Source organism: Pararhizobium sp. DWP3-4 (assembly GCF_049898205.1).
Taxonomy (GTDB): domain Bacteria; phylum Pseudomonadota; class Alphaproteobacteria; order Rhizobiales; family Rhizobiaceae; genus Pararhizobium.
In genome coordinates, this window is record NZ_JAFCXF010000026.1 from 1 (window position 1) to 25,867 (window position 25,867).

A 25,867-nucleotide genomic window follows, 5' to 3' on the forward strand; every position below is an offset into this window, starting at 1 on the left:
CATCGTTGCGACAATGCGCAAGCTTCTCACCATTCTCAATGCCATCATCCGGGACAATAAACCATGGCAAAACGCTTGACGAACAAGACAGTCGCTCTCCCCGCTGGGGAGAAGAGGGAGCTTCAGACTTTGACCTTCTCGCCCTGGCGCTGGAAGATGTGGGTGAGGAACCGGTCCATCCAGGCGCGCAGCGGGGCGTCATAGTCCATGCGGCCTTCCAGATGGGCGCGGCCAACCTGGGCGCCCGGCAGCTCGAACCGGTGGGCGCCGTGCACGACCCAGCGGTGCATCATGACGCGCGTTAGTTCTCCATGGAACTGGATGCCCCATGCGTTTTCGCCGTAGCGGAAGGCCTGGTTGGGATAGGTGCTGCCGGAGGCGAGCAGTTCGGCGCCTTGAGGAAGATCGAAACCTTCGCGATGAAACTGGTAGACCATCGGCGGCCAGTCCATCAGGGCGTGGCCCTTTTCGGTGGCGTGCAGCGGATACCAGCCGATTTCCGTCTGTCCCTCGTGGTGCGGGCCGACCACACCGCCGAGATGGCGCACCAGCATCTGGGCGCCGAGGCAGATGCCGAGAAGGGGCTTGTTTTCAGACAAAGGCACCGAGAGCCAGTCGATCTCGCGGCGGACATAGTCCTCGTCGTCATTGGCGCTCATCGGCCCGCCGAAGACGACGGCGCCGGCATGCCCATCCAGCGTTGCGGGCAACGGATCGCCCAGCATCGGGCGGCGGATATCGAGGCTCAGGCCATTTTCCAGCAAGAGATGTCCGACACGGCCGGGGCTGGAGCGTTCCTGATGCAGGACGATCAGGACCGGCTTGCCGGTATTGCGTCTAGAATAAATCCCGTCGTCGAAAAGCATGTCACTTTTCCTGGTGCGCGGTTGCCTCCTCCACGACGTCCAATTTGGCGGCCACCTCCTGCCGCTTGATGATCCGGTCCCTGCCGGACACGCCCAAGAGATCGGCGATCCGCCAGATCACATGATCCTCCATCTCGCTGCGCTTGCCATCGGCATAGACAATCTCCCACAGCATGCCGATCAGGTCTATGCGCTGCTCCTCGGAAAAATGCCGCTTGATGTCGGAGGTGAAGCGGAAGAAATCGATGGCCTGGCTTTCTGCGGTTTCGCCGGCAGCAATCAGCGCGTCGAGGGCCGCGTCGTCGAGCTGGTAATGATCCTTAATCATCGCGCGGACTTTGCGGCGCTCCTTGTCATGGATCTCGCCGTCGGCCTCCATCACCTGGATGCAGAGCGCCATGATGGCGATGCGGGGATCGCCGGGCTCGATGGCGGAAGGCCCGCTGCCGGTCAGGCTGTCGAGGAAAGTTCGGAATCGGTCAAACATGGGTTTCCGTCAAAGAGCGGGGTTTCTTCTCAAAACAGGCGAAAAGTGTTCTTGTCCAGCGGCTTATTGCCGTCGTCGCGAACGCCGGGATCGTCCGGCGGCCGGCCGAAGAACGGTTCGACGACCGTCTCGACGGCTTTGGCTTGCGCAGTTTTGGCTGGCGCCGGCTGAGGTTCGATCTTCACCGTCTGCGGCACGATCACCGATTCGCTCGGTGCCGGCACGGCGATGGTCTTGACTGCCACGTCCTCGGGTTTTTCCGCAGCTTCGATGACGTGAATGGGCGTGGCAGAAACCGCTGCGCGTTCGGGGTGGGGCTCCGGACGCTGATGGACAATGGCGACCGGCGGCAGGCTGCGGATCGCCTCATCGGCGGCATCCGGCGTGCCGTCCTCGATGGGACCGGCGATCTGGGCAACCGGCTGTTTCCATTCGAAGGCATCGAGACGGCCGCTGACCGGCGAAACCGGCAGCCATTCGGGCGCTGTCACGCCATCCGCCGTCCAGGCCGGATCGCGCGGGCTTTTCAGCGCCTGGTTCATCCAGTGGCGGATGCGGCCGTCATCATTGGTATCGGCCTCCTCGATATCGGCGAGCAGCAGAAAGATGCTTTCGCTTGGCTGCATACGGGCGGCTGCTTCCGCCTTTGAGCGGGCGAGCGGTAGTTCGCGGGCTTCGAGCGCGGCTTCGGCAACGGCTGCGAGCGCAACAGGGTTGTTGGGACGTAGCGCCTCCAGCTTGTTGGCACGCTTCAGCCGGTCGGCGGCGGAATCGCCGCTGCGGGCACGGACATAGAGCTTGGCCACCTCCGGATGCGGGTCGTGTTTCCAGAGCTTTTCCAGAATGGCGGCGCCCTTGCGCAGGTTATCCTCGCGAAACAGCGCCTTGGCGGCGATCAGGCCGGCCGGCACCAGCTCTTCGGCCAGCTTCAGAGCTGCCTGCGCATCGTCGCGGGCGCCCTTGGGATCGGCCTCCAGCTTTTCGCAAGCGCGTGCGGTCAAGAGCACGGCCTTCTTGCGGTCGGCTTCCTTGCGTTCGATGACATGTGCCGTACGGCTCTGGTCGAGCAGGCGGATCGCTTCATCCCACTGGCCGGTCTGGCTGCGATAATCGAGAGCGGCCAGCGTTGCCCAGGGTAAGTGCGGTGCCTTGTCGGCCGCGCGCTCGGCATATTGGCGGGCGGCTTCATTGGCGCCCAGCCGCTTGGCTTCGAGATAGAGGCCGCGCAGTCCGAGTTCGCGGGTTTCCGGATCGTCGGCCATCAGCTCGAACTTCTTGCGGGCGTCGTCGTATTTGCCCTCGATCAGCGCCGTCTGGGCTTCGAGCAGGTGGATCAGCGGCTCCCGGTCGGCGCTCAGCAGTCCATGGGTGCGGGCAGTCATCTTGCGGGCGAGGACGCTGTCGCCGGCGCCGGCGGCGATCAGGCCGGTCGAAAGCGCCTGATAACCCCGGTCGCGCTTGCGGGCACGGAAATAGCGGGAGATCGAATGGGGCGAAAGCCAGACGACGCGGACGAGCCAGACGACGATCAGGATGGCTGCTATCAGCGAGGCCAGCAGCGTTGCCGCCACCATCAGGCTCATCTCGATGCGGCTCCCCTGCCAGATCAGCGACAGTTCGCCCGGGCGATCGGCCAGCCAGGCGAAACCTGCGCCAAGCGTAAGGACGACGAGAACATAGAACAGAATACGGATCATGAACTCTTCCTTAGCCCTGGTTGGCCGTCATGGCGCCGGCAACGGTGGCGTCGATCAGACCCTCGACGCGGATGCGCTGGTCCAGTTTGGTCTTGAAATCGGCACCGGCAGTCTTGGCCGGCTCCGGCAGCGTGTCCCATTCGAGGCTTGCGCCCTTCAGGTCGCCATTGGTCAGCTTGTCTTCGATACGGGCGACGACGGCTTCCGGGCCTTCGCCCTCAACGCTACCGACCGGACGGATGCGGATGGCCGAGGAGGCGCTGTCCATCAGGCGGGAAAAAACACCCTGATTGGGGTCGCTGTGCTCTGTTGCCTCCAGAATCGCATCGGCAACGGCGGGGAAATCGCGCACCAGATCGGCGCGCGGGGCAATGCCGGTCTTGGCATCGTCTGCAAGGCCGGTGACGGCCGGGTCGGTGGCGGCGATGCTTTTCAGCGCGTCGAGTTCGGCCAGGAACGGTCCGCCGCGATCGATCGCGGTCTTCAGCGCCGTGACGGCGACGGCGCGGGCGAGCTGCACATCGCTTGCCGGCTCGTCGATCTTCTTTTCGGCCGCATCAAGACGGGTCGAAAGTTCGGATTTGGCCGCTTCGGTGGATTGCTGCGCATCGGCCAGTGCCGCTTTCAGCGTGGCGATCTCGCCGGTCAGGTTGGCGATCTGGGCATCGAGGCCCGAGACATCGGCGGCTGCACCATTGCCGGCTTCGGCGGTCTTCTTCTCCAGCTCGGCGATGCGGGTTTCAAGCGGGCCGAGGTCGGCAGTCGTCTGCGGTGCCGGGGCTGCGGCCAGCTGCGCCTTGAGAGCTTCGATATCGCCCGCAAGGCCCTGTTCGATAGCGGTGTTGTCAGCGGCCGGGCTGAGCGAGGGCATGACCCCGGCATATTGCAGGCCGCCCGCGCCGAGAAGCGCGATCAGGCCGCCGAGGATGCCAGCGGCAAAGGCGCCGGAATTGGAGGTGCGGTGCTGGGCGGGGTAGATCGGTCTTACCGGCTCTTCGGCGGCGGTTGCAGCCGAGATTGGCTCCTCGGCAAAGGCTGCAGCGGCGGCTTCGGCGCGCGCGTCCTCCTCTTCCTCTCCGGCTTTTCCGGTATCAGTGCCGGAAATGTCGGCGCGCACGGTCTCCTCGGTTTCATCGGCGCGGATTTCTGCCGCTTCATCGGCAGATGCTGCGGGATCTGACGCAGCGGCGCTTTCATCGGACCCTTGCCGCTGCACCGCAGTGGCGTCCAGGTCGATCGTCAACGGCTCCTGATCGGACTTCGAGCGGCGCGGAGGGTTTTCCGGTCCCATGATGATCTCTTTCCGTTATCGCATGAACTTGGCGTACTGTCTTAAACCTAGACACGCGGCAGGGATAGGGAAAGCCCCCAAGCGACAATTCCTTGACCGCACCTCGCTGAACGCGGGTTCTGTAGCTGTCGTTTAACCGGTCAAAGCAGGGCGAGAAGCGCCTCTTCGGAGGGCTCTGCGGCGATGGCTACCGGCCCGAAGCCCGGGGGGATGGCATTGGCGACATGCTGGCTCAGGCAGAGGAGACGCATGCCGGAAATGCTGCGTGCTATCTGTGGAGGCAGAAGCGCGAAAAAATGCCGCGCGGTTTCGTGCGAGTAGAGCAAGGCGACGTCCGGCTCGGGCGGATGGAGAAGCTGTTCCACGGCTTCCGGCGCATGGGCGATTGCCGACATCCGGTAGGTTTCGGCGGTGCGGCAGGCGATGCCTGCTGCCTGCAACCCCGCCTCGAAAGCCGGAGAGCGCGGCCAGCCGGCCAGATAGACCAGGCCGCCGGTGAGGTCGGCCGACGCGGCTGCGGCAATTTGCGCCAGCGAAACGCCGGTGCCTGAGCCGGCGACGACCGACTGGAAGCCCATGTGCCGTGCCGCCTGCGCCGTTGCCGGACCGACGCAATAGACCGTTGTTTGCAGATGCGGCGCCAGATGCGCCTTATAGGGCGCAAGGGCACGAAACACCTCGGCACTGGTGACGGCAATGGCGCTGTGGCGGTGGGCCAGCGCGTCCAAAGCGGCCTGCGGCTGATGGATGGCTTCCATGACCGGCAGCAGGACAATCTGGTGTCCCATTGCTTCCAGCCTTGCCGCCGTAACCACTGCCGAAGGTTGCGGCCGGGTGACAAGAATGCGCAAGGGCACAGGCATAGGCTCAGGTCCAGCTCGAAAAGAAATCCGGTCCCGCATCGAGGCGGATATCGTCGCCGGCCTTGGCGCCAAGCTGTTCGGCATCGGACGCCTTGCCTTCGGTCGACACGCGAAAATATTCGCTGCCGTCCGGAGTGAGGACCATGCCGGAAAAGCGGATCGTGTCGCCGTCGGAAACCGCGTAACCGGCGATCGGCGTGCGGCACGAGCCGTCGAGCGTTGCCAGAAAAGCCCGCTCGCAGGTCACGGCTTCATGGGTTCTGATATCATTGACCGCTTCGAGCAACGCATTGACCTTGGCGTCGCCAAGGCGGCTCTCGATACAGATGGCGCCCTGCGCCGGTGCCGGTGGGAAGGTTTCCGGATCGAGAAGCTCGGTCGGCACGTCGTCCTTGCCGAGCCGCTTCAGGCCGGCGAAGGCGAGCAGGGTGGCATCGACCTGGCCTTCCGCCAATTTCCTGAGCCGGGTATCGACCAGGCCGCGATAGGTGATGACGTTGATATCCGGGCGCAGGCGCTTGATCAAAGCCTGGCGGCGCAGGGACGAGGAGCCGATGGTGGCGCCCTGCGGCAGATCGAGCAGCTTTGCCGCCGTGCGGCCGACAAAGGCGTCGCGGGCGTCTTCGCGCGGCAGGTAGGCGGAGAGGAAGAGGCCGGTCGGCAACTTGGTCGGCATGTCCTTGGAGGAATGCACGGCGAAATCCAGCCCGCCGGAGATGAGCATGTCTTCCAGTTCCTGGGTGAAGAGACCTTTGCCGCCGATCTCCGACAGTGACCGGTCGGTGATCCGGTCGCCCATGGTCGACAGCACGACGATCTCGAACATTTCGGCCGGCAGGCCATGCGCCGCCATCAGCCGGTCCCGTGTTTCATGGGCCTGCGCCAGCGCCAAGGGACTGCCCCGCGTGCCGATCCGGAAAGGTTTTGTTTGCATCCACTGCGATCCGTTGTTACCGGAGTTCCGTGTAACCGCCTTTCCCCCTGACCGCAATATTCGAGTAAACCTGCCCATGTCCGCCCGCCTGCGCATCCTCGGTATCGAAACAAGCTGCGACGAAACCGCCGCGTCTGTCGTGTTGCGCGATGAGAACGGCCATGGCGAAATTCTTGGCGACGTGGTTTTGAGCCAATTGGAAGAGCACAGCGCCTATGGCGGCGTCGTGCCCGAGATCGCCGCTCGTGCGCATGTCGAGGCGCTGGATACGCTGATCGAGGAAGCGCTGTTGCGCGCCGGCGTGACGTTGGCCGATATCGACGCGATCGCCGCAACTAGCGGCCCCGGCCTGATCGGCGGCCTTTTGGTCGGCCTAATGACCGGCAAGGCGATGGCGCGCGCCTCTGGAAAGCCGCTCTATGCGGTCAATCATCTGGAAGGCCATGCGCTGACGGCGCGGCTGACCGATGGGCTGGCCTTTCCCTATCTGATGCTGCTGGTGTCCGGCGGCCATACGCAGCTGATCCTCGTCAAGGATGTCGGCGTTTACGAGCGCTGGGGCACGACGATCGACGATGCATTGGGCGAAGCCTTCGACAAGACCGCGAAGCTTCTGGGTCTGCCCTATCCGGGCGGTCCGGCCGTCGAGCGTGCGGCAAAAAGCGGCAACCCGGACCGGTTCTCCTTTCCGCGTCCGCTGGTCGGCGAAGCGCGGCTCGATTTTTCGTTTTCTGGCCTGAAGACGGCAGTTCGCCAGGCCGCGCAGTCGATCGCGCCGGTGACCGATGAGGATATCGCCGATATCTGCGCCTCCTTTCAGAAAGCGATTTCGCGCACCCTGAAGGATCGTATCGGCCGGGGGCTCGCCCGCTTCAAGGAGCAGTTTTCCGGCACTGTCGAGCATCCGGCGCTGGTCGTGGCCGGTGGGGTTGCGGCCAACCAGGCGCTGCGGGCGACGCTGCAGGAGCTCTGCGACAAGAACGGCTTCCGCTTCATCGCGCCGCCGCTGCAGCTCTGCACCGACAACGCGGCGATGATCGCCTGGGCCGGTGCCGAGCGCATGGCGGCGGGATTGCCGGCCGATGACCTTGATGTGGCGCCGCGTTCGCGCTGGCCGCTCGATGCGGATGCAAAGGCCCTGATCGGGTTCGGCAAGCGGGGAGCGAAGGCGTGATGGCGGACGGGGTGCGGACGGATCGTATTGTGGTTGTCGGTTCCGGTGCCTTCGGCACGGCGCTCGCGGCCGTAGCCGCCGCATCCGGCAAGGTGCCGGTGACGCTGCTCACCCGCCGCGAAAGCATTGTCGAGGATTTCAAGCAAACCGGCCGCAATGACCGCGCGCTGCCGGGGATCGACCTGCCGGAAACGTTGGTTGTTTCCGAGGATCCGGCGGTGCTGGAAGGTGCCGGCATCGTTCTCTTCGCCATGCCGTCGCAGGCGCAACGCGAGGCCGGGCGTTCGCTGCACGGGTTTATCGGCAAGGGTGCCGACGTGGTGATCTGCGCCAAGGGCATGGAGCGCGCCAGCGGCCGCCTGCTTACCGATGTCGTCGAGGAAGAGCTGCATCTGCAGAATGTCGCGGTGCTGTCCGGCCCTGGTTTCGCCGCCGATATCGCCAAGGGGCTGCCGACGGCGATGGTGATTGCGGCTGGCAGCATCGAGCGCGCCGCAGTTCTGGCCGAAGCTTTGTCGGGTGCGACCTTCCGTCTCTATCCGTCGGCCGACCGTATCGGCGTGCAGCTTGGCGGCGCGTTGAAGAACGTACTGGCGATTGCCTGCGGTATTGTCGAAGGCGCAGGCCTTGGCGATTCGGCCCGGGCGGCGCTGATTTCGCGCGGACTGGCCGAAATGTCGCGCTTCGTGGCGGCGCGCGGTGGCGAGGCCGATACGGTGCGCGGCCTGTCGGGTCTCGGCGATCTGGTGCTGACCGCAACCAGCCATCAGTCGCGCAATCTGCGTTACGGCATAACGCTCGGCCAGAGCGGCAGTGCCAAGGGTTTTTCCGGCGAATTGGTCGAGGGCGCGTTTGCAGCCTCGGTCGCTGCCGATGTGGCCCGGCAGCTCGGTGTCGATATGCCGGTGACCGGGGCGGTGGCCGCGATCATCGACGGAAAGATGGATGTGAAAACGGCGCTGGAACAGCTGATGTCGCGGCCGATCACCCAAGAATAGTCAACTCCAGGAATAGAAATCAAGGAGACCACCATGCTGTTTGCGGTTCTGTGCACGGACAAGCCGAATGCCCTGCAGGTGCGGATGGACGCCCGTCCCGAGCACGTCGCGTTTCTGAATGATCTCAATGCCAGGGGTACGCTGGCCTTCGCCGGGCCGTTTCTCGACGATGCCGGCAAGCCGAACGGCAGCCTGGTGGTCATCCAGGCGGAGACGATCGACGATGCGCGGGCGATCGCGGACGCCGATCCCTATGCCAAGGCCGGCCTGTTTGCCAATGTCGATATCAAGCCCTGGAATTGGGTCTTCAACAAGCCGGAGGCTTGAGCGTGGGTTACTGGCTCTACAAGTCCGAACCGTTCAAATGGTCTTGGCAGATGCAGAAGGATGCGGGCGCCAAGGGGACCGAATGGACCGGCGTGCGCAACTATCTGGCGCGCAACAACATGCGGGCGATGCAGATCGGCGACAAGGGCTTCTTCTACCACTCGAACGAGGGGCTGGAGATCGTCGGGATCACCGAAGTCTGCGCGCTGTCGCACCCGGATTCGACCGCCGAGGGCGATCCGAAATGGGACTGCGTCGATATCCGCGCCGTCTGCGACCTGCCCAACCCGATTTCGCTGAAGGACATCAAGGCCAATCCGGCATTCGAGAAGATGGCCCTGGTGACCTCGATGCGGCTGTCGGTGCAGCCGGTCACCGAAGAGGAATACCTGGAGATCTGCCGGCTTGGCGGGCTGGATAATCCGCCGCGGTGATTTCTTCTGTGGCTGACCGTAAAGACTAGGGTCGGATCACTTATGGAAGGAGAGCGCGCACCGATCTACCTCTTCTCCCCAGCGGGGAGAAGAGGTGCCTTCAACCTATTGGCCAATCATCAACCGGAACCTTCATCAACCGTGAAAACCGATCCAGAAACCTTCATCCGCGACAACACGGACATCATGACGCCGCCGCATGTGCCGGAGGTGCGGCTCTATCTGGCCAGTGAAGCCCATGATCTGTGGCTGAAGACCGAGGAGGAGCTGGAAGAGATCGGGTTGCCGCCGCCGTTCTGGGCGTTTGCCTGGGCGGGCGGGCAGGGGCTGGCGCGGCATGTTCTCGATCATCCCGTACTGGTTGCGGGCAAGCGGGTGATCGATTTCGCCTCGGGGTCCGGCCTGGTGGCGATCGCGGCGATGAAGGCGGGGGCGGCTTCGGTTGTGGCCGTCGATATCGATCCGTGGACCGAAACGGCTATCCGGCTCAATGCGGCGCTGAACAGCGTCGAGGTGTCTTCAGCGGCGTCGGATGTGATCGGCGCTGGGCGGGATGCGGATGTCTATCTTGCAGGCGACGTCTTCTATGACAGGGCATTTGCCGACCGGATCGTTCCGTGGTTGAGCATGCTTGCCGAAAGCGGTGCCGATGTTCTCGTCGGCGACCCCGGCCGCGCCTATTGTCCGCGGGACCGGATGCAGATGCTGGCGACCTATCAGGTGCCGGTGACCCGGGCGCTGGAAGACAGCGAAGTCAAGAAGACCACGGTCTGGCGGTTTCTGAGCGGAGAGCTTGATTGAGGGCTGTTATGGCGTAGGTGTCCGGCCTTGGAGCAGCACAACGCAGATGTTCAGCTGTCCGCCGCCGCTCTTGCGCTTGCCACATATTCCGCAACGCGTCTCGTCTCGATGTCCTGCACTGTCTCCAGCTTGATGTGGCGCCGGTACTTGCCATCGCCGGACAGGAAACCATGGGGGTCGGCGAGCGCCGCGCCCTGGCTGAATTCCAGCGTTACATGGGCCTTGTAGGGAAAAACGCCACAGAAACTTTGCCCGGATGAGAACAGCAATCCACCATACTTCACCTCCTCGGTGATGGATGGTCCGGCGGCCAGAATCACATCTCGCAGGCGCGCGACAATCGGGAAAAGCTCTTCGCGATGCTCCCTTACCTCCTGCAACAAGGCTTGCACCTTATCTGTGCTCATGCAGTTTCCCCGATGAAAGCCGATTTGAACTCAGGCGCTGGTTCCCGATCGGAATAGATGTAGAGGGTGATGCCATTCGGGTCTTTGACCGAGAAGCCGCGATCGCCCCAAGGGTGGTCTTCCGGCTGAATGTCCGGTGCTAGACCGGTGTTGACGAGGTGGCGGAAATCTTCATCCACATCCGGCACCCGGAAATTATAGGTCAACCCCTCGGTCTTGCAGGCTGGTTGGCCCCCTTGTGGCTCCATGAACTGCAGAGAAATTCCGTCACCAAATTCAAGGCTGATGAACCAGTCGCAGTCGAAGACCAACCGGGCACCAAAATGCTTCCGGTAGAATGTCCGGCAAGCGGCGATATGCGGGGTGGTGATGCAGGGCGAGGCTGCGGTTGGACGCATTATGCTTCTCCTGAAGTGGTGCGGGGCACGATCAGGCCACCGTCGACATGTCGGAGCAAAGCTCCACCAGGCAGCCGTTCAAATCGCGGAGATAGCCGACTGTCTGTCCCCACGGTTTCACCTCGGGGGGCTTGACCGGGGTGGCTCCTGCGGCCTTTGCCTTGTCCCACGCCGCTTGCGGATCGTCACAGATGAGGGCAATCTCGAAGCCTGCCGCCAGGTCGCCCTTGCGGCCGGGGCGGATGGCCAGACCATTCATCTCCGCCATTTCCTCGCCGGCGAAAGACAAGGTAACTGCCCCTGTTTCCATCTCGGCGTAGAGCTTGCTTTCGTGCAGGAACCTCAGCTTGAGGCCAAAGGCTGTTTCATAGAACGCGATGGCTGCGGTCACATCCGGCACGTAAAGGATAGTATATCCGAACCTTACGGTCATTTGTCTCTCTCTGCATTCTATAGTGCAGCCTGATCATGGTGGACAAGGATGGGCTAGTCTTGAACAAATCGGACATCAATCGCGAATTGTCACCAGTGTAAGGTCAGGCAGGCGGGCCGGCGAAATGCCGCCCAAGCGGCGAAACACCCGGTTCATATGTGGCTGATCGGAAAACCCGGCTTCCAGCGCTGCATCGGCAGGGCTCAGGTGATGATCGCGCAGCAGTCGCAGTGCGCGATGAAACTGCAGGATCTGCGCAAATGCCTTGGGCGGGAGGCCGGTGGCCTCGATCATAATGCGCCGCACAGTGCGATCGGCGATGTCGTGCATTCGGGCAATTTCCCAATGCGCAACCGCCCACTGGACGCGTGAAATGCGCCGAGAACCTCGCGCGTTCGAGGCGGGAGCCTGTAATTGCTTTGGGCGTTTCGCCGATGAACGAAGCCGATCAGGCGATTGAGCAATTCTTCCCGGCTCACAGCCGGCAGGCAGATCGCGGCAAGTTCAGGACAGGCGCCAAGCGCTGCATCACCAACCAGGTTGCGATCGCGAAGACTGGCAGGTTCAAGTCCCAGTATCTTGAAAAAGGAACCGGGACGAAGCCGGGCGCCCGCAAATCCCATGCCAGACACTATCGGAACATCATAATATCCGGTCGCCGGGCCGGTCACCACCGCCGTCACCTCCCGGATTGGGCGTTCGCCAGCCTGGAACCTGAGAATGATATCGCATCGCCCGTCAGGCAGGACGCGATATTCTCCCGACCGATCGCTGAGCGACGACCAGACGGATTCGATCCCGGCATTCAGGTCAGTCAGTTCGGGTCGTTCGGCGTAGCGCGAGGAAAGTGTCATCGGGGCCTGAAGAGCAACGGAAACTGGCACAAGGTTTGCGGCGATCACGCCGCACAGAACACACCATCCCCCTTACCGCCACCCTCGGAACAACAATGTCATCTGCGAATGACGCAGACGCCGGATTCCCAGGAGCAGGCGCGGCCGGTGGTCGAGGGAGTGACGCGGATGATCTTCGGGCGTGCGGCAGGATAGTTCATGCCTGTGTCGCCGGAATAGTATCCGTAACCGCTACGCTCCGAGTGGAAATAGGTGCCGTTGCCGGGATCGGTCCAGGCGGAGAGGCCGCCGAAATAGGTGCCGCCATTGGCATGCGACGGGAAACCGTCATCGCCGTAGGACCGGTTCCGATCGTTTCGGCGCTGGCCACGATACTCCCGCACCGGCAGGGTGGGATCGTAACGGTCACGTCCATATCTCGGTTGGAAATGGCCGCGATTGGCCTGGCGCCGGTCGAACTGGAACCTGTCATGGCGGCGATCGTAGCGATATCCGCGATCCCGCCAGTCGCGCCGGTAATTATGGCGATCGGCCGTTACGCCGGAAATGGCTTCCTGGCGTCCGCGATGTGGGTGCTGGTCCTGCAACCGTTCGAAATGCGGCCGGCGCACATGGTTTCTCTCGCCGTTGCGATCACGCGCCTCGGCGAAACCGGCGACCGAAATGATCATGGCAAGCGCCGCTATCAAGACTTTCGTCGCATTCTGAATGCTGATTGGACGCATTTCGCGCGGCCCTCCGGATGGTTCTTAACAAATCCTTAACGGGCAATGTGGGGCAGATGCCCGCAAAAGTCACGGATGACGCTGAATTTTCACGGCTTATCGTTAACGTTGCAGCGAAATCGATCCGCCACGGCGCCACATTTTCGTCTAATCGATTAAATTGATTTTGCAGTGCAAACACACTTGTCGTTCATCAATATGGTGATTAAACGTCGGCTGACTAAATTGCGCACAATCAGGTGCAATACCGGATGAAAATAGTCCAGTTTTTGGGCATCTTTCCGGATCTTCCGTGAGGTTCAGATGACGAATGTCACCAAAAGCCGGCCGCTCTCGCCGCATCTACAAATCTATAAGCCCATTCCCACGATGGTGATGTCCATTGTGCACCGCATCACGGGGTGCGCCTTGTACTTCGGCACAGTCCTCGTCGCCTGGTGGCTGATCGCCGCCGCGAGCGGTCCTGAATACTACGACTGGGCCATGTGGGCCTTCGGCACGATCATCGGCCAGCTCATTCTGTTTGGTTATACCTGGGCGCTGGTGCATCATCTGTTCGGCGGTCTCAGGCACTTCGTCTGGGATCTGGGCTATGGCTACGAAAAGCATTTTGCGACCAAGCTTGCCATTGCCAACCTGATCGGTTCGGTCGCGGTGACCGTATTGATCTGGATCGTCGGCTACGCGGTTCGCTGAGAGGATAAGAATTCCATGGATATGCGTACTCCCCTCGGCAAGGTTCGCGGCCTCGGTTCAGCCAAGGAAGGCACTGATCATTTCTGGCGCCAGCGGCTGACGGCCGTTGCCAATGTGCCGCTGATCATCTTCTTCGTGCTGTTCCTAATCAAATATGCCGGCGCTCCTTATGCAGAGGTCGTCGTTGCCTTGTCGAACCCCTTCGTGGCGGTGGTCATGGGGCTGGTGGTGATCTCCGGCCTGATCCACATGAAGCTCGGCATGCAGATCGTCATCGAGGACTATGTCCACAACGAAGGCGCCAAGATCGTCCTCGTCATGCTCAATACGTTTTTTGCGATCGCAGTTGGCGGGCTCTGTCTTTTCGCCATCCTGAAGATCGCGTTTGCAGGGTAATTCAAAATGGCACCCACTTCCTCGCCGCTCATCAACGGCCACGCCTATGATTATGTCGACCATGCCTATGACGTGATCGTCGTCGGTGCCGGCGGCGCCGGACTGCGCGCCACGCTCGGCATGGCCGAGCAGGGCTTCAAGACGGCCTGCATCACCAAGGTTTTCCCGACGCGCTCGCATACGGTCGCAGCCCAGGGCGGCATTGCCGCATCGCTGACCAACATGACGCCCGACAGCTGGCAGTGGCATCTCTACGATACGGTCAAGGGTTCCGACTGGCTCGGCGATGTCGATGCCATGCAGTATCTGACCATGGAAGCCCCGAAAGCGGTTTACGAGCTGGAACATTACGGCGTTCCCTTCTCCCGCAATGCCGAGGGCAAGATCTACCAGCGGCCGTTCGGCGGCCATATGCAGAATTACGGCGAAGGCCCACCGGTACAGCGCACCTGCGCCGTGGCCGACCGTACCGGCCATGCCATCCTGCACACGCTCTATGGCCAGTCGCTGAAGCACAATGCCGAATTCTTCATCGAATATTTCGCGCTCGACTTGATCATGTCGGATGACGGCAGCCGCTGCACCGGCGTTGTTGCCTGGAACCTCGACGACGGCACGATCCATCGCTTCTCCGCCAAGATGGTGGTTCTGGCGACCGGCGGTTACGGCCGCTCCTATTTCTCGGCGACCTCCGCCCATACCTGCACCGGCGACGGTGGCGGCATGGTGGCGCGCGCCGGCCTGCCGTTGCAGGACATGGAGTTCGTCCAGTTCCACCCGACAGGTATCTACGGCTCGGGCTGCCTGATTACCGAAGGTGCACGCGGCGAAGGCGGTTATCTCGTCAATTCCGAAGGCGAGCGCTTTATGGAGCGCTATGCTCCATCGGCCAAGGACCTTGCCTCGCGGGACGTGGTTTCCCGCTGCATGACGCTGGAAATCCGCGAAGGCCGCGGCGTCGGCAAGAACAAGGACCATATCTACCTGCATCTCGACCATCTCGATCCGGCCGTTCTGCACGAGCGCCTGCCGGGCATTTCCGAGAGCGCCAAGATCTTTGCCGGTGTCGACGTAACGCGCGAGCCGATCCCGGTTCTGCCGACCGTTCACTACAACATGGGTGGCATTCCGACCAACTATTGGGGCGAAGTGCTGAACGCCGACGGTGAGAATCCCGAGCGCGTCCTGCCGGGCCTGATGGCTGTCGGTGAAGCCGGCTGCGCCTCGGTGCATGGGGCAAACCGCCTGGGTTCCAACTCGCTGATCGACCTCGTCGTCTTCGGCCGCGCCGCTGCGATCCGCGCCGGCGAGGTCATCGACCGCGCCGCGCCGATCCCGGCGATCAACGAGAAGGCCTGCGAAAAGATCATGACGCGCTTCGACAAGCTGCGTTATGCCGATGGTTCGACGCCGACCGCCGTGCTGCGTGAAAAGATGCAGCGCACCATGCAGGACGATGCCGCCGTGTTCCGCACGCAGGAATCGCTGGAGAGCGGCTGCAAGCGGATGAGCGCCATCTGGCAGGAACTGAGCGACGTCAAGGTCACCGACCGCTCGATGATCTGGAATTCCGACCTGGTCGAAACGCTGGAACTGGAAAACCTGATGGCCAATGCCATCGTCACCGTCTATGGCGCCGAAGCCCGCAAGGAAAGCCGTGGCAGCCATGCGCGCGAGGATTTTGTCGATGGCCCGTTTGCCGGCCGCGACGACGTCAACTGGCGCAAGCATACGCTGTCCTGGGTGAACGAGGCCGGCGAAGTCCGGCTCGACTACCGCCCGGTTCACACCGAACTTCTGCAGCCGGGCATCGATCCGAAAAAGATCGAGCCCAAGGCACGTGTGTATTGAGGGTGCTTGTGGCAGGATAGTACGTAGGAAAGATCCGCGAAGGACCCTGATATGGGTGAAATGAACATCAGAATTGAAGACGACCTGCGGACGAGGATCGAGGATTTGGCGAAGAGCAATGCACGTTCGCTCGACGAAGAAATTTCCGACCTTCTGACAAAAGCCGTCAACAATGAGCGTCCGCAAGAGAGCTTTGCCGACATAGCGCGACAGATCGCTGCAATGACGCCGAAGAACGTGGTGCAAACAAGCAGCCTGGAGATGCTCAGAGAGGATCGCGATCGTTGATCTTCGTGGTTGATGCCTCCGTTGCCGTGATGTGGTTCATTGAGGAAATGGGGCACAACAAAGCTGTGGCGCTTGCCGAAAATGGGAACGTGCTGATTGCCCCGGACCTGATCTTTCCAGAGGTCGGCAACGTGTTGAGACGGAAAGTGCGACAGGGCCTGATATCGGAAACCCAGGCATCGATGGCGGTGCGTAGACTTCCGGAGGCTTTCAGGCGGATCGTGCCGTGTGCGGATTTGAACGAGATTGCCTTTGCCATGGCATCGAAGCTCGATCATTCGGTCTACGATGCGATTTACCTGGCATGTGCAATGACAGCGCCGGTTGGAAGGCTGGTCACGGTGGATGAAAAGTTCAGAGCCAAGGCCACCGCTGCCGGTTACGGCGATAAGATTTTGAATTTGGACGCAGCTTACGCGCTGGTCACGACGTCACAGGAAAACGATAATGGTTGAACTCGCTCTCCCCAAGAATTCGACGATGACCGAAGGCAAGGTCTGGCCGAAGCCGGCTGGTGCCACCAATACCCGCGAGCTGCGCATCTATCGCTGGAGCCCGGACGACGGCAAGAACCCATCGATCGACACGTTCTACATCGATGTCGACGATTGTGGCCCGATGGTTCTGGATGCGCTGCTCTACATCAAGAACAAGATCGACCCGACGCTGACGCTGCGCCGCTCCTGCCGCGAAGGCATCTGCGGTTCCTGCGCCATGAACATCGACGGCACCAATACGCTGGCCTGCACCAAGGGCATGGACGAGGTGAAGGGCACGGTGAAAGTCTACCCGCTGCCGCATATGCCCGTCGTCAAGGATCTGGTGCCGGACCTCACCAATTTCTACGCCCAGCACCGCTCGATCGAGCCCTGGCTGAAGACGGTTTCGCCGACGCCGGCCAAGGAATGGAAGCAGAGCCACGAGGATCGCCAGAAGCTCGACGGCCTCTACGAGTGCATCTTGTGCGCCTGCTGTTCCGCCTCGTGCCCCAGCTACTGGTGGAATGGCGACCGCTACCTCGGCCCGGCGGTTTTGCTGCAGGCCTATCGCTGGCTGATCGACAGCCGCGACGAAGCCAAGGGCGAACGTCTCGACAATCTCGAAGACCCCTTCCGCCTCTACCGCTGCCACACGATCATGAACTGCGCCCAGACCTGTCCGAAAGGTTTGAACCCGGCCAAGGCGATCGGCGAGATCAAGAAGATGATGGTGGAGCGCCGCGTATAGTTTTGGTTGTTGCGTAACGCAGGCGATACGGGGCGGGGCCTCAACCCCCCTCTGTTACTGCGTGACATCTCCCCCTCAAGGGGGGAGATCATTCTTTTCCGAGATTTTGCCCGGTGCTCGCAAATTCTTTTGTCAGGAGAGCACAACGTCTACGGTTGATCTCCCCCCCCCCACACTCCTTAAGGGGGAGATGTCGGCGTCGCTGACAGAGGGGGCAGATGCCGCACGCGCTGAACGTGCGCCCGGCCCTTCAAGCGTCCTCGCCATCCGGCAACCTCTCGACGTATGCTGTCCAACCGTTTCAATCATGTCACAGCCGTCAAAGAATTGCCGTGCTCTTGAATTGAAAGATGGTTTTAAGTTAATTGCGCCTATATGCCAGTTGATGACTACGATGGCAAAGATGATCGGGAGCTTAAACATGCGGACAATACATGCGGTGGCGGGACTGGCCGTGGTGCTGGCGCTGGCTGGATGTCAGAGGACGTCCATGACCGATTTCAGTGGCAACAGCACGTCGCCGTCTCCTGTGCAGGCCCAGCCTGTGCCGACCGTTTCGTCCGGCCAGCTGGCAGCTCCCGGCGATACCTCGCAGTTTCCGGCAGCTCCGGTCAGCGGCACGGCCGCAGTCGGCGGCGTCACGGCGCCTGGCGGTACCGAGGTTGCGGCGGCGACCAATGCGCTTGATGTCACCAAGGAATCGATGGTCGGCAACTGGCGCGTCTCGAATGCCGGCGCCTCCTGCGACATGTTCCTGACGCTGACCAATCTCGGCAGCGGCTCGCGCGGCGGTACGCGCGGTTGCGCCGGAGAACTGACGGCGATGGGCTCCTGGGAAGTGGCCGGCAAGCAGGTCGTGCTCAAGGATCGCAACGGCAATCCGCTGGCGCGCCTGTTCAAGACGGCCGATGCCCGCTTTGACGGCTCGACCAATGGCGGCCAGTCGGTCAGCCTCAGCCGCTAATCATCAGCCCGGCATTAGCCGGGTTTTTTCTTGCCGTCGTTTCCGACATAAGACCGGTAAAGCGCGTGCCCAATCCGCAAGACAGTATTTCGCGAAAACTCGAAGCCATGATCGTGGCGGGAACGCTGACGCGTGACCCAGCACAACTCGTCATCGCCAAACGCCTCGATCATCTGTCCTCGGAACTCGCGGCCAGCCGCGCCCAGCGCAAGTCGAACGCGCTCGGCTGGCTGTTTGCCTCGCGCAAGAACGAGCATCCGCCGCTGAAGGGACTTTATCTCTACGGCGGCGTCGGGCGTGGCAAGACCATGCTGATGGACCTGTTTTTCGAGACGGTGCCAATCCAGCGCAAGCGCCGCGCGCATTTCCATGAATTCATGGCCGATGTGCATGAACGCATCTTCAAGCACCGGCAGAAACTGAAGAACGGCGAGACGCGCCAGGCCGATCCGATGCCGCCGGTGGCGGCGGAGATTTTTGCCGAGGCCCGCCTGCTGTGCTTCGACGAGTTTTCCGTCACCGATATTGCCGATGCGATGATCCTGTCGCGGCTGTTTTCCGAGCTGTTTTCCAAGGGCTGCGTGCTGGTGGCGACGTCGAATGTCGAGCCGGGCAATCTCTATAGGGATGGTCTCAATCGCGGCCTGTTCCTGCCGTTCATCGACCTTTTGAAAGCGCATGCCGATATCGTGCCGCTGGATACGGCGACGGATTACCGGCTGGCAAAGATCGAGGGCCTGCCGGTCTGGTCGTCGCCGCTCGGACCGGAAGCCGATGCCGAACTCGACAATGCCTGGAAACTGGCAACCGCAGGTTTGACGGTGACCTCTGCCGAGGTGGCCTTCAAGGGCCGCAAGATCGTCGTGCCCAAGGCTGCCGGCGAGTGTGCGCGGTTTTCCTTTGCCGATCTCTGCGAAAAGCCGCTCGGGGCCGCCGATTATCTCGCCATCCTTTCGCATTACCGGACGATCTTCGTCGAGCAGATCCCGCATCTGGGGCCTGAGCGGCGCAACGAGACCAAGCGTTTCATCATGCTGATCGACACGATCTACGATCATGGCGCCCGGCTGTTTGCCTCGGCTGCATCTGCGCCGATCGATCTGCTGACGGCGAAAAAAGGCACGGAAGGGTTCGAGTTCGATCGCACCGTGTCGCGCCTAATCGAGTTGCAGAGCAAGGAATATGCCGCAAACCATCACGCAAATTCCACCATATTATGACACATTGACGACGCATTATATTACCTTTACGTAAGAATTTTATGATCTAACCGATTGAAATTGCTCTGTTCAAAAGTATCGGTTGATATTTTAGTTTTTGAAGTTTAATTCGTTGCGCCGAAGGTTTGCCATAGCTCGCGCTTGAGGCGCCACGTCAGGCCTTGTCAGATTTGGATCGCAAAGGAAGCACTTTCATGGCGCGCAACAAGATCGCACTTATTGGTTCTGGAATGATTGGTGGCACGCTGGCGCATCTCGCCGGCCTGAAAGAACTGGGCGACATCGTCCTGTTCGACATTGCCGACGGCATTCCGCAGGGCAAGGGTCTCGATATCGCTCAGTCCTCTCCCGTCGAGGGCTTCAATGCCAACCTCACGGGTGCCAGCGACTATTCCGCAATCGAAGGCGCCGATGTCTGCATCGTCACCGCCGGTGTTGCCCGCAAGCCGGGCATGAGCCGTGACGATCTGCTCGGCATCAACCTCAAGGTCATGGAACAGGTCGGCGCCGGCATCAAGAAATATGCCCCGAACGCCTTCGTCATCTGCATCACCAACCCGCTGGACGCGATGGTCTGGGCGCTGCAGAAGTTCTCCGGCCTGCCGAAGAACATGGTCGTCGGCATGGCCGGCGTTCTCGACAGTTCGCGCTTCCGCCTGTTCCTGTCCCAGGAATTCAACGTTTCCGTGCAGGACGTCACTGCGTTTGTTCTCGGCGGACATGGCGATACGATGGTGCCGCTTGCCCGTTACTCGACCGTTGGCGGCATTCCGCTGACCGATCTGGTCAAGATGGGCTGGGTCACCAAGGAACGCCTCGAAGAAATCATCCAGCGCACCCGTGACGGCGGCGCCGAAATCGTTGGTCTGCTCAAGACCGGTTCGGCTTACTACGCTCCGGCTGCCTCGGCGATCGAAATGGCTGAATCCTTCCTCAAGGACAAGAAGCGGGTGCTGCCGGCCGCCGCTTATCTCAACGGCCAGTACGGCGTCAAGGACATGTATGTCGGCGTGCCCACGATCATCGGTGCCGGCGGCATCGAGCGCATCATCGAAGTCGAATTCAACAAGGCCGAGCAGGAAGCCTTCGAAAAGTCCGTCGCTTCGGTGGCGAGCCTTTGCGAAGCCTGCATCGCCATCGCGCCGAGCCTCAAGTAATTGCCGTTCGGCTTAAACAGGAAGTTTCCCCATGAACATTCATGAATATCAGGCCAAGGCTCTGTTGAAGACCTTTGGCGCTCCGGTCGCGGAAGGTGTCGCCATCTTCTCGGCGGAAGAAGCCGAAGCGGCTGCAAAGTCGCTTCCAGGCCCGCTCTATGTCGTCAAGAGCCAGATCCACGCCGGCGGCCGCGGCAAGGGCAAGTTCAAGGAACTCGGCCCGGATGCCAAGGGCGGCGTTCGCCTGGCGTTCTCCATCGACGAAGCCAAGGCGCATGCCAAGGAAATGATGGGCAACACGCTGGTAACCGCGCAGACCGGCGAAGCCGGCAAGCAGGTCAATCGCCTCTATATCGAAGACGGTGCCGACATCGCCCGCGAGCTTTACCTCTCGCTGCTCGTCGATCGCTCGGTCGGCCGCGTAGCCTTCGTGGTCTCCACCGAAGGCGGCATGGACATCGAGGCTGTCGCCCACGACACGCCTGAAAAGATCCACACCATCGCCATCGATCCGGAAACGGGCGTGACGGATGCGGATGTGGCCGCGATCTCCAAGGCTCTCGAGCTTTCGGGCGCTGCTGCCGAAGACGCCAAGTCGCTCTTCCCGCTCCTCTACAAAGCCTTCAACGAGAAGGATATGGCCCTGCTGGAGGTTAACCCGCTGATCGTCATGAAGAACGATCATCTGCGCGTACTCGACGCCAAGATGTCGTTCGACGGCAACGCGATCTTCCGTCACGACGACGTCAAGGCGCTGCGCGACGAGACCGAAGAAGACGCCAAGGAAATCGAGGCCTCCAAGTGGGACCTCGCCTACGTGGCGCTCGACGGCAATATCGGCTGCATGGTCAATGGTGCTGGTCTTGCCATGGCGACGATGGACATCATCAAGCTCTACGGCAAGGAGCCGGCAAACTTCTGCGACGTCGGCGGCGGCGCCGGAAAGGAAAAAGTTGCGGCGGCCTTCAAGATCATCACGGCCGACCCGAAGGTCGAGGGCATCCTCGTCAACATCTTCGGCGGCATCATGAAGTGCGACGTCATCGCTGAAGGTGTCGTCGCTGCGGTGCAGGAAGTCGGCCTCAAGGTTCCGCTCGTCGTGCGCCTCGAAGGCACCAATGTCGAGCTCGGCAAGAAGATTCTGAACGAGTCGGGTCTCGCGATCACGGCGGCAGACGACTTGGACGATGCGGCCAAGAAGATCGTCGCGGCGATCAAAGCCTAATTTGAAGGACCCGAACTTATGTCTATTCTCGTCAACAAGAATACCAAGGTCCTGGTTCAGGGCCTGACCGGCAAGACCGGCACTTTCCACACCGAACAGGCGCTCGCCTACTACGGCACGCAGATGGTTGGCGGTATCCACCCGAAGAAGGGTGGCGAAACCTGGACCGGTTCGAAGGGCGAAAGCCTGCCGATCTTTGCGACGGTCGCTGAAGCCAAGGAACGCACCGGGGCTGATGCATCGGTGATCTACGTTCCGCCGGCAGGTGCCGCCGACGCGATCATCGAGGCGATCGAAGCCGAGATCCCGTTCATCACCTGCATCACCGAAGGCATTCCGGTCATGGATATGGTGCGCGTCAAGGCTCGCCTCGACCGCTCCAAGTCGCGACTGCTTGGGCCTAACTGCCCGGGCATCCTGACCCCGGAAGAATGCAAGATCGGCATCATGCCGGGCTCGATCTTCCGCAAGGGTTCGGTCGGCATCGTTTCGCGCTCCGGCACGCTGACCTATGAAGCCGTGTTCCAGACGTCGAACGAAGGTCTCGGCCAGACGACGGCTGTCGGCATCGGCGGCGACCCGGTGAAGGGCACCGAATTCATCGACGTGCTCGAAATGTTCCTCGCCGACGAAGCCACGACCTCCATCATCATGATCGGCGAAATCGGCGGCTCGGCTGAAGAAGACGCGGCACAGTTCCTGATCGACGAAGCCAAGAAGGGTCGCAAGAAGCCGATGGCAGGCTTCATCGCCGGCCGGACGGCTCCGAAGGGCCGCACCATGGGCCACGCCGGCGCTGTCGTTTCCGGCGGCAAGGGCGATGCGGAATCGAAGATTTCGGCCATGGAAGCGGCCGGCATCAAGGTATCGCCTTCCCCGGCGCGCCTGGGCAAGACGCTGGTCGAAGTCCTCAAGGGCTGAGACGGTCCATATTGATAATGTGACCGGGCTTTCCATTGCGGATGGCCCGGTCTGCCCCATTTGAAGACGTGACGGCGCATTCGGCGCTTTCGACAATGCGGTTTACCGGGTGCCCACACCCGGCAGAATTAACAAGTCAGGAGGCGGACGGACAGGTCCGCAGAGCACCATGGCACGGCAAGAAGCCAACGAGCAATTTCAGCTGACTTCATTCCTCGACGGAGCGAATGCCGGCTATATCGATCAGCTCTATGCGCGCTACGAAAACGATCCGTCGTCGGTCTCCGGCGAGTGGCAGTCGTTCTTCAAGGCGCTGCAGGAGCAGCCCGAAGACGTCATCAAGGCCGCCAAGGGCGCTTCCTGGAAGAAGCCGCACTGGCCGATCCCGGCGAGCGGCGATCTGGTCTCGGCGCTGGACGGCGACTGGGGCACGGTCGAAAAGGTCATCGAAAAGAAGGTGCAGGCGAAGGCCGAGGCAAAGGCCGTCGAAACCGGAGTTGCCGCAGCGCCCGCCGACGTTCACCAATCGACCCGCGACAGCGTCCGCGCGATCATGCTGATCCGCGCCTACCGCATGCGCGGCCACCTTCATGCCAAGCTCGATCCGCTGGCGATTGCCGCGCCGGTCGACGACTATCATGAACTGTCGCCGTCGAACTACGGTTTCGGCCCGGAAGACATGGACCGCCCGATCTTCATCGACAACGTGCTGGGCCTCGAATACGCCACCCTGCGCGAGATCGTCGATATCCTCGAGCGTACCTATTGCTCGACACTCGGTGTCGAGTTCATGCACATCTCCGATCCGGAAATCAAAGGCTGGATCCAGGAACGCATCGAGGGTGTCGACAAGGGCGTCGATTTTACGCCGGAAGGCAAGAAGGCGATCCTGCAGAAGCTGATCGAGGCCGAAGGTTTCGAGCAGTTCATCGACGTCAAGTACAAGGGCACCAAGCGTTTCGGCCTCGACGGCGGTGAATCGCTGATCCCGGCGCTCGAACAGATCATTAAGCGCGGTGGCCAGGAAGGCCTGAAGGAAATCATCCTCGGCATGGCCCATCGCGGCCGTTTGAACGTCTTGACCAACGTCATGGGCAAGCCGCACCGCGCGGTGTTCCATGAGTTCAAGGGCGGCTCTGCCGCGCCGGACGATGTCGAGGGCTCGGGCGACGTGAAGTACCATCTGGGTGCCTCCTCGGACCGCGAGTTCGACGGCAACAAGGTGCATCTGTCGCTGACGGCCAACCCGTCGCATCTGGAAATCGTCAATCCTGTCGTCATGGGCAAGGCCCGCGCCAAGCAGGACCAGATGGCGAAGATCTTCGAAGGCGACGTCATTCCGCTGTCTGAGCGGGCGCAGGTCATGCCGCTGCTGCTGCATGGCGATGCCGCCTTTGCCGGCCAGGGCGTCACGGCCGAAATCCTCGGATTGTCGGGCCTGCGCGGTCACCGCGTTGCCGGCACCGTGCATTTCATCATCAACAACCAGATCGGCTTCACCACCAATCCGGCTTTCTCGCGCTCGTCGCCCTATCCGTCCGACGTTGCCAAGATGATCGAAGCGCCGATCTTCCACGTCAATGGCGACGATCCCGAAGCGGTTGTCTACGCTGCCAAGATCGCCACCGAATACCGGATGAAGTACCACAAGCCTGTCGTCGTCGACATGTTCTGCTACCGCCGCTTCGGCCATAACGAAGGCGATGAGCCGTCGTTCACGCAGCCGAAGATGTACAAGGTCATCCGCGCCCACAAGACGGTCGTGCAGATCTATGGCGAACGTCTGATCGCCGAGGGGCTGATCTCCGAAGGCGAACTGGAAAAGATGCGCGCCGACTGGCGTGCGCGTCTGGAGCAGGAATTCGAGGCCGGGCAGTCCTACAAGCCGAACAAGGCCGACTGGCTGGACGGCGTCTGGTCGGGGCTTCGTGCTGCCGACAATCAGGATGAGCAGCGCCGCGGCAAGACCTCGGTGCCGATGAAGGTGCTGAAGGACGTCGGCCGCAAGCTGTCGGAAGTTCCGGCAGGCTTCCACGCCCACAAGACCATCCAGCGCTTCATGGACGGCCGGGCCAACATGGTCCAGACCGGTGAAGGCATCGACTGGGCGATGGCGGAAGCGCTCGCATTCGGTACGCTCTGCGTCGAGGGCACCAAGATCCGCCTGTCCGGCCAGGATTGCGAACGCGGCACGTTCTCGCAGCGCCATTCGGTTCTCTACGATCAGGAGACCGAAGACCGCTACATCCCACTTGCCAACTTGGCGCCGACCCAGGCCCGTTACGAAGTCATCAACTCGATGCTGTCGGAAGAAGCGGTGCTGGGTTTCGAATACGGCTATTCACTGGCCCGTCCGAACGCGCTGACCCTCTGGGAAGCCCAGTTCGGCGACTTCGCCAACGGTGCACAGGTCATCTTCGACCAATTCATCTCGTCGGGCGAACGCAAGTGGCTGCGCATGTCCGGTCTCGTCTGCCTGCTGCCGCATGGCTATGAAGGCCAGGGTCCGGAACATTCCTCGGCCCGCCTCGAGCGCTGGCTGCAGATGTGCGCCGAAGACAACATGCAGGTCGCCAACGTCACGACACCGGCGAACTATTTCCACATCCTGCGCCGGCAGACGAAGCGCGACTTCCGCAAGCCGCTGATCATGATGACGCCGAAGTCGCTGCTGCGCCACAAGCGCGCCGTCTCTTCGCTGTCGGAAATGGCGGGCGAGACCTCGTTCCACCGTCTGCTCTGGGACGATGCCGAGGTCATCAAGGACGGTCCGATCAAGCTGCAGAAGGACGCCAAGATCCGGCGCGTCGTGCTCTGCACCGGCAAGGTCTATTACGATCTGCTGGAAGAGCGCGAAAAGCGCGGCATCGACGATGTCTATCTGCTGCGCGTCGAACAGCTCTATCCGTTCCCGGCCAAGGCGCTGATCAACGAACTCTCGCGCTTCCGCCACGCCGAAATGGTCTGGTGCCAGGAAGAGCCCAAGAACATGGGTGCCTGGTCGTTCATTGACCCGTATCTGGAATGGGTGCTTGCCCATATCGATGCGAAGTACCAGCGCGTGCGTTACACCGGCCGTCCGGCTGCCGCCTCTCCGGCGACGGGCCTGATGTCCAAGCATCTCGCCCAGCTTGCCGCATTCCTCGAAGACGCCCTCGGGGGCTGAAAAACGGGAGGCTGAAAGGCCTCCCTCTTTTTGCCTCACAGAAACAGACACCCGATCAACGGACGAC

The 25,867-nt window shown here is 61.7% G+C and carries 29 protein-coding genes; 17 read left to right on the forward strand and 12 right to left on the reverse strand.

The genetic code is table 11. The features are described from left to right. Positions 1–122: 122 nt before the first annotated feature. The 6 genes from ACP7E6_RS28545 to hemC all read right to left on the reverse strand — a co-directional run bounded on the left by ACP7E6_RS28545 (position 123) and on the right by hemC (position 6,138). Positions 123–866 (reverse strand): glutamine amidotransferase, encoded by a 744-nt coding sequence (locus ACP7E6_RS28545; protein ID WP_426233436.1) that lies wholly within the window; start codon positions 864–866, stop codon positions 123–125. A 1-nt stretch (position 867) separates the two neighbouring features. After that, positions 868–1,353 (reverse strand): TerB family tellurite resistance protein, encoded by a 486-nt coding sequence (locus ACP7E6_RS28550; RefSeq protein WP_426233438.1) that lies wholly within the window; start codon positions 1,351–1,353, stop codon positions 868–870. 29 nt (positions 1,354–1,382) lie between these two features. Further along, positions 1,383–3,050, reverse strand: coding sequence for a heme biosynthesis HemY N-terminal domain-containing protein (locus ACP7E6_RS28555; protein ID WP_426233440.1), 1,668 nt, complete (start codon positions 3,048–3,050; stop codon positions 1,383–1,385). 10 nt (positions 3,051–3,060) lie between these two features. Next, positions 3,061–4,341: a COG4223 family protein gene (locus ACP7E6_RS28560; RefSeq protein WP_426233442.1), complete on the reverse strand. Its 1,281-nt coding sequence runs from the start codon at positions 4,339–4,341 to the stop codon at positions 3,061–3,063. Between the two features lie 140 nt (positions 4,342–4,481). Beyond that, positions 4,482–5,204: a uroporphyrinogen-III synthase gene (locus tag ACP7E6_RS28565; RefSeq protein WP_426233444.1), complete on the reverse strand. Its 723-nt coding sequence runs from the start codon at positions 5,202–5,204 to the stop codon at positions 4,482–4,484. 4 nt (positions 5,205–5,208) lie between these two features. After that, positions 5,209–6,138: a hydroxymethylbilane synthase gene (gene hemC / locus ACP7E6_RS28570; RefSeq protein WP_426233446.1), complete on the reverse strand. Its 930-nt coding sequence runs from the start codon at positions 6,136–6,138 to the stop codon at positions 5,209–5,211. Between the two features lie 76 nt (positions 6,139–6,214). Here hemC and tsaD point away from each other — a divergent pair, with 76 nt between their 5' ends. The 5 genes from tsaD to ACP7E6_RS28595 all read left to right on the forward strand — a co-directional run bounded on the left by tsaD (position 6,215) and on the right by ACP7E6_RS28595 (position 9,872). Next, the gene (tsaD, locus tag ACP7E6_RS28575; RefSeq protein ID WP_426233448.1) at positions 6,215–7,312 is read left to right on the forward strand and encodes a tRNA (adenosine(37)-N6)-threonylcarbamoyltransferase complex transferase subunit TsaD; all 1,098 of its coding nucleotides are present in this window, start codon (positions 6,215–6,217) and stop codon (positions 7,310–7,312) included. After that, on the forward strand, positions 7,312–8,310 hold the full coding sequence (locus tag ACP7E6_RS28580) for an NAD(P)H-dependent glycerol-3-phosphate dehydrogenase (RefSeq protein ID WP_426233450.1): 999 nt from the start codon (positions 7,312–7,314) through the stop codon (positions 8,308–8,310). Before tsaD ends, ACP7E6_RS28580 begins: the two co-directional genes overlap by 1 nt. Before the next feature lie 33 nt (positions 8,311–8,343). Next, positions 8,344–8,637, forward strand: coding sequence for a YciI-like protein (locus ACP7E6_RS28585; RefSeq protein ID WP_426233452.1), 294 nt, complete (start codon positions 8,344–8,346; stop codon positions 8,635–8,637). Between the two features lie 2 nt (positions 8,638–8,639). Further along, positions 8,640–9,071, forward strand: a complete 432-nt coding sequence (locus tag ACP7E6_RS28590) for an EVE domain-containing protein (protein WP_426233454.1) — start codon at positions 8,640–8,642, stop codon at positions 9,069–9,071. A 141-nt stretch (positions 9,072–9,212) separates the two neighbouring features. Then, on the forward strand, positions 9,213–9,872 hold the full coding sequence (locus ACP7E6_RS28595; RefSeq protein ID WP_426233455.1) for a class I SAM-dependent methyltransferase: 660 nt from the start codon (positions 9,213–9,215) through the stop codon (positions 9,870–9,872). Between the two features lie 50 nt (positions 9,873–9,922). Here ACP7E6_RS28595 and ACP7E6_RS28600 read toward each other — a convergent pair whose 3' ends face one another. The 6 genes from ACP7E6_RS28600 to ACP7E6_RS28625 all read right to left on the reverse strand — a co-directional run bounded on the left by ACP7E6_RS28600 (position 9,923) and on the right by ACP7E6_RS28625 (position 12,689). Next, complete coding sequence (locus ACP7E6_RS28600; protein WP_426233457.1) at positions 9,923–10,279, reverse strand: DUF1801 domain-containing protein; 357 nt, start codon at positions 10,277–10,279, stop codon at positions 9,923–9,925. Beyond that, on the reverse strand, positions 10,276–10,677 hold the full coding sequence (locus ACP7E6_RS28605) for a VOC family protein (protein ID WP_426233459.1): 402 nt from the start codon (positions 10,675–10,677) through the stop codon (positions 10,276–10,278). The genes ACP7E6_RS28600 and ACP7E6_RS28605 overlap by 4 nt, the downstream gene beginning before the upstream one ends. A gap of 31 nt (positions 10,678–10,708) precedes the next feature. Then, positions 10,709–11,110, reverse strand: coding sequence for a VOC family protein (locus ACP7E6_RS28610; RefSeq protein ID WP_426233461.1), 402 nt, complete (start codon positions 11,108–11,110; stop codon positions 10,709–10,711). Positions 11,111–11,185: 75 nt separating this feature from the next. Further along, positions 11,186–11,440, reverse strand: a complete 255-nt coding sequence (locus tag ACP7E6_RS28615; RefSeq protein ID WP_426233463.1) for a helix-turn-helix domain-containing protein — start codon at positions 11,438–11,440, stop codon at positions 11,186–11,188. Beyond that, positions 11,401–11,964, reverse strand: a complete 564-nt coding sequence (locus tag ACP7E6_RS28620) for a DUF6597 domain-containing transcriptional factor (RefSeq protein WP_426233465.1) — start codon at positions 11,962–11,964, stop codon at positions 11,401–11,403. Before ACP7E6_RS28620 ends, ACP7E6_RS28615 begins: the two co-directional genes overlap by 40 nt. A 98-nt stretch (positions 11,965–12,062) precedes the next feature. Continuing rightward, positions 12,063–12,689 carry a hypothetical protein gene (locus ACP7E6_RS28625; RefSeq protein ID WP_426233467.1) on the reverse strand — a complete coding sequence of 209 codons (627 nt, stop codon included), beginning with the start codon at positions 12,687–12,689 and terminating at the stop codon, positions 12,063–12,065. Between the two features lie 303 nt (positions 12,690–12,992). Between ACP7E6_RS28625 and sdhC the strand changes: the two genes are divergently transcribed. The 12 genes from sdhC to ACP7E6_RS28685 all read left to right on the forward strand — a co-directional run bounded on the left by sdhC (position 12,993) and on the right by ACP7E6_RS28685 (position 25,800). Continuing rightward, entirely contained in the window at positions 12,993–13,385 is a 393-nt protein-coding gene (gene sdhC / locus ACP7E6_RS28630; RefSeq protein WP_426233469.1) for a succinate dehydrogenase, cytochrome b556 subunit, read from the forward strand. Positions 13,386–13,400: 15 nt separating this feature from the next. Beyond that, on the forward strand, positions 13,401–13,781 hold the full coding sequence (gene sdhD, locus ACP7E6_RS28635; protein WP_426233471.1) for a succinate dehydrogenase, hydrophobic membrane anchor protein: 381 nt from the start codon (positions 13,401–13,403) through the stop codon (positions 13,779–13,781). A 6-nt stretch (positions 13,782–13,787) separates the two neighbouring features. Beyond that, the gene (gene sdhA / locus ACP7E6_RS28640; protein ID WP_426233473.1) at positions 13,788–15,632 is read left to right on the forward strand and encodes a succinate dehydrogenase flavoprotein subunit; all 1,845 of its coding nucleotides are present in this window, start codon (positions 13,788–13,790) and stop codon (positions 15,630–15,632) included. Positions 15,633–15,683: 51 nt separating this feature from the next. After that, entirely contained in the window at positions 15,684–15,920 is a 237-nt protein-coding gene (locus tag ACP7E6_RS28645; protein ID WP_426233475.1) for a FitA-like ribbon-helix-helix domain-containing protein, read from the forward strand. A 5-nt stretch (positions 15,921–15,925) separates the two neighbouring features. Continuing rightward, on the forward strand, positions 15,926–16,375 hold the full coding sequence (locus ACP7E6_RS28650) for a type II toxin-antitoxin system VapC family toxin (RefSeq protein WP_426233499.1): 450 nt from the start codon (positions 15,926–15,928) through the stop codon (positions 16,373–16,375). Continuing rightward, a complete protein-coding gene (locus ACP7E6_RS28655) occupies positions 16,368–17,147 on the forward strand; it encodes a succinate dehydrogenase iron-sulfur subunit (RefSeq protein ID WP_426128118.1) in 780 nt (259 codons plus the stop codon). The genes ACP7E6_RS28650 and ACP7E6_RS28655 overlap by 8 nt, the downstream gene beginning before the upstream one ends. Before the next feature lie 421 nt (positions 17,148–17,568). After that, a complete protein-coding gene (locus ACP7E6_RS28660) occupies positions 17,569–18,111 on the forward strand; it encodes a protease inhibitor Inh/omp19 family protein (RefSeq protein WP_426233476.1) in 543 nt (180 codons plus the stop codon). Between the two features lie 107 nt (positions 18,112–18,218). Next, positions 18,219–19,331, forward strand: coding sequence for a cell division protein ZapE (zapE, locus tag ACP7E6_RS28665; RefSeq protein WP_426233501.1), 1,113 nt, complete (start codon positions 18,219–18,221; stop codon positions 19,329–19,331). Positions 19,332–19,525: 194 nt separating this feature from the next. Then, positions 19,526–20,488 (forward strand): malate dehydrogenase, encoded by a 963-nt coding sequence (mdh, locus tag ACP7E6_RS28670; RefSeq protein ID WP_068955315.1) that lies wholly within the window; start codon positions 19,526–19,528, stop codon positions 20,486–20,488. A gap of 31 nt (positions 20,489–20,519) precedes the next feature. Continuing rightward, positions 20,520–21,713 (forward strand): ADP-forming succinate--CoA ligase subunit beta, encoded by a 1,194-nt coding sequence (gene sucC / locus ACP7E6_RS28675; protein ID WP_426128111.1) that lies wholly within the window; start codon positions 20,520–20,522, stop codon positions 21,711–21,713. 18 nt (positions 21,714–21,731) lie between these two features. Continuing rightward, a complete protein-coding gene (sucD, locus tag ACP7E6_RS28680) occupies positions 21,732–22,634 on the forward strand; it encodes a succinate--CoA ligase subunit alpha (RefSeq protein WP_426233478.1) in 903 nt (300 codons plus the stop codon). 169 nt (positions 22,635–22,803) lie between these two features. Next, entirely contained in the window at positions 22,804–25,800 is a 2,997-nt protein-coding gene (locus ACP7E6_RS28685) for a 2-oxoglutarate dehydrogenase E1 component (RefSeq protein ID WP_426233479.1), read from the forward strand. The last annotated feature ends 67 nt before the right edge of the window (positions 25,801–25,867 follow it).

Bases quoted from the DNA above. Each gene is read 5' to 3' on its own strand.
- ACP7E6_RS28545 (WP_426233436.1), bottom strand. From the start codon at position 866: ATGCTTTTCGACGACGGGATTTATTCTAGACGCAATACCGGCAAGCCG.
- ACP7E6_RS28550 (WP_426233438.1), bottom strand. From the start codon at position 1,353: ATGTTTGACCGATTCCGAACTTTCCTCGACAGCCTGACCGGCAGCGGG.
- ACP7E6_RS28555 (WP_426233440.1), bottom strand. From the start codon at position 3,050: ATGATCCGTATTCTGTTCTATGTTCTCGTCGTCCTTACGCTTGGCGCA.
- ACP7E6_RS28560 (WP_426233442.1), bottom strand. From the start codon at position 4,341: ATGGGACCGGAAAACCCTCCGCGCCGCTCGAAGTCCGATCAGGAGCCG.
- ACP7E6_RS28565 (WP_426233444.1), bottom strand. From the start codon at position 5,204: ATGCCTGTGCCCTTGCGCATTCTTGTCACCCGGCCGCAACCTTCGGCA.
- hemC (WP_426233446.1), bottom strand. From the start codon at position 6,138: ATGCAAACAAAACCTTTCCGGATCGGCACGCGGGGCAGTCCCTTGGCG.
- tsaD (WP_426233448.1), top strand. From the start codon at position 6,215: ATGTCCGCCCGCCTGCGCATCCTCGGTATCGAAACAAGCTGCGACGAA.
- ACP7E6_RS28580 (WP_426233450.1), top strand. From the start codon at position 7,312: ATGGCGGACGGGGTGCGGACGGATCGTATTGTGGTTGTCGGTTCCGGT.
- ACP7E6_RS28585 (WP_426233452.1), top strand. From the start codon at position 8,344: ATGCTGTTTGCGGTTCTGTGCACGGACAAGCCGAATGCCCTGCAGGTG.
- ACP7E6_RS28600 (WP_426233457.1), bottom strand. From the start codon at position 10,279: ATGAGCACAGATAAGGTGCAAGCCTTGTTGCAGGAGGTAAGGGAGCAT.
- ACP7E6_RS28605 (WP_426233459.1), bottom strand. From the start codon at position 10,677: ATGCGTCCAACCGCAGCCTCGCCCTGCATCACCACCCCGCATATCGCC.
- ACP7E6_RS28610 (WP_426233461.1), bottom strand. From the start codon at position 11,110: ATGACCGTAAGGTTCGGATATACTATCCTTTACGTGCCGGATGTGACC.
- ACP7E6_RS28615 (WP_426233463.1), bottom strand. From the start codon at position 11,440: ATGCACGACATCGCCGATCGCACTGTGCGGCGCATTATGATCGAGGCC.
- ACP7E6_RS28620 (WP_426233465.1), bottom strand. From the start codon at position 11,964: ATGACACTTTCCTCGCGCTACGCCGAACGACCCGAACTGACTGACCTG.
- ACP7E6_RS28625 (WP_426233467.1), bottom strand. From the start codon at position 12,689: ATGCGTCCAATCAGCATTCAGAATGCGACGAAAGTCTTGATAGCGGCG.
- sdhC (WP_426233469.1), top strand. From the start codon at position 12,993: ATGACGAATGTCACCAAAAGCCGGCCGCTCTCGCCGCATCTACAAATC.
- sdhD (WP_426233471.1), top strand. From the start codon at position 13,401: ATGGATATGCGTACTCCCCTCGGCAAGGTTCGCGGCCTCGGTTCAGCC.
- sdhA (WP_426233473.1), top strand. From the start codon at position 13,788: ATGGCACCCACTTCCTCGCCGCTCATCAACGGCCACGCCTATGATTAT.
- ACP7E6_RS28645 (WP_426233475.1), top strand. From the start codon at position 15,684: ATGGGTGAAATGAACATCAGAATTGAAGACGACCTGCGGACGAGGATC.
- ACP7E6_RS28655 (WP_426128118.1), top strand. From the start codon at position 16,368: ATGGTTGAACTCGCTCTCCCCAAGAATTCGACGATGACCGAAGGCAAG.
- ACP7E6_RS28660 (WP_426233476.1), top strand. From the start codon at position 17,569: ATGCGGACAATACATGCGGTGGCGGGACTGGCCGTGGTGCTGGCGCTG.
- zapE (WP_426233501.1), top strand. From the start codon at position 18,219: ATGATCGTGGCGGGAACGCTGACGCGTGACCCAGCACAACTCGTCATC.
- mdh (WP_068955315.1), top strand. From the start codon at position 19,526: ATGGCGCGCAACAAGATCGCACTTATTGGTTCTGGAATGATTGGTGGC.
- sucC (WP_426128111.1), top strand. From the start codon at position 20,520: ATGAACATTCATGAATATCAGGCCAAGGCTCTGTTGAAGACCTTTGGC.
- sucD (WP_426233478.1), top strand. From the start codon at position 21,732: ATGTCTATTCTCGTCAACAAGAATACCAAGGTCCTGGTTCAGGGCCTG.
- ACP7E6_RS28685 (WP_426233479.1), top strand. From the start codon at position 22,804: ATGGCACGGCAAGAAGCCAACGAGCAATTTCAGCTGACTTCATTCCTC.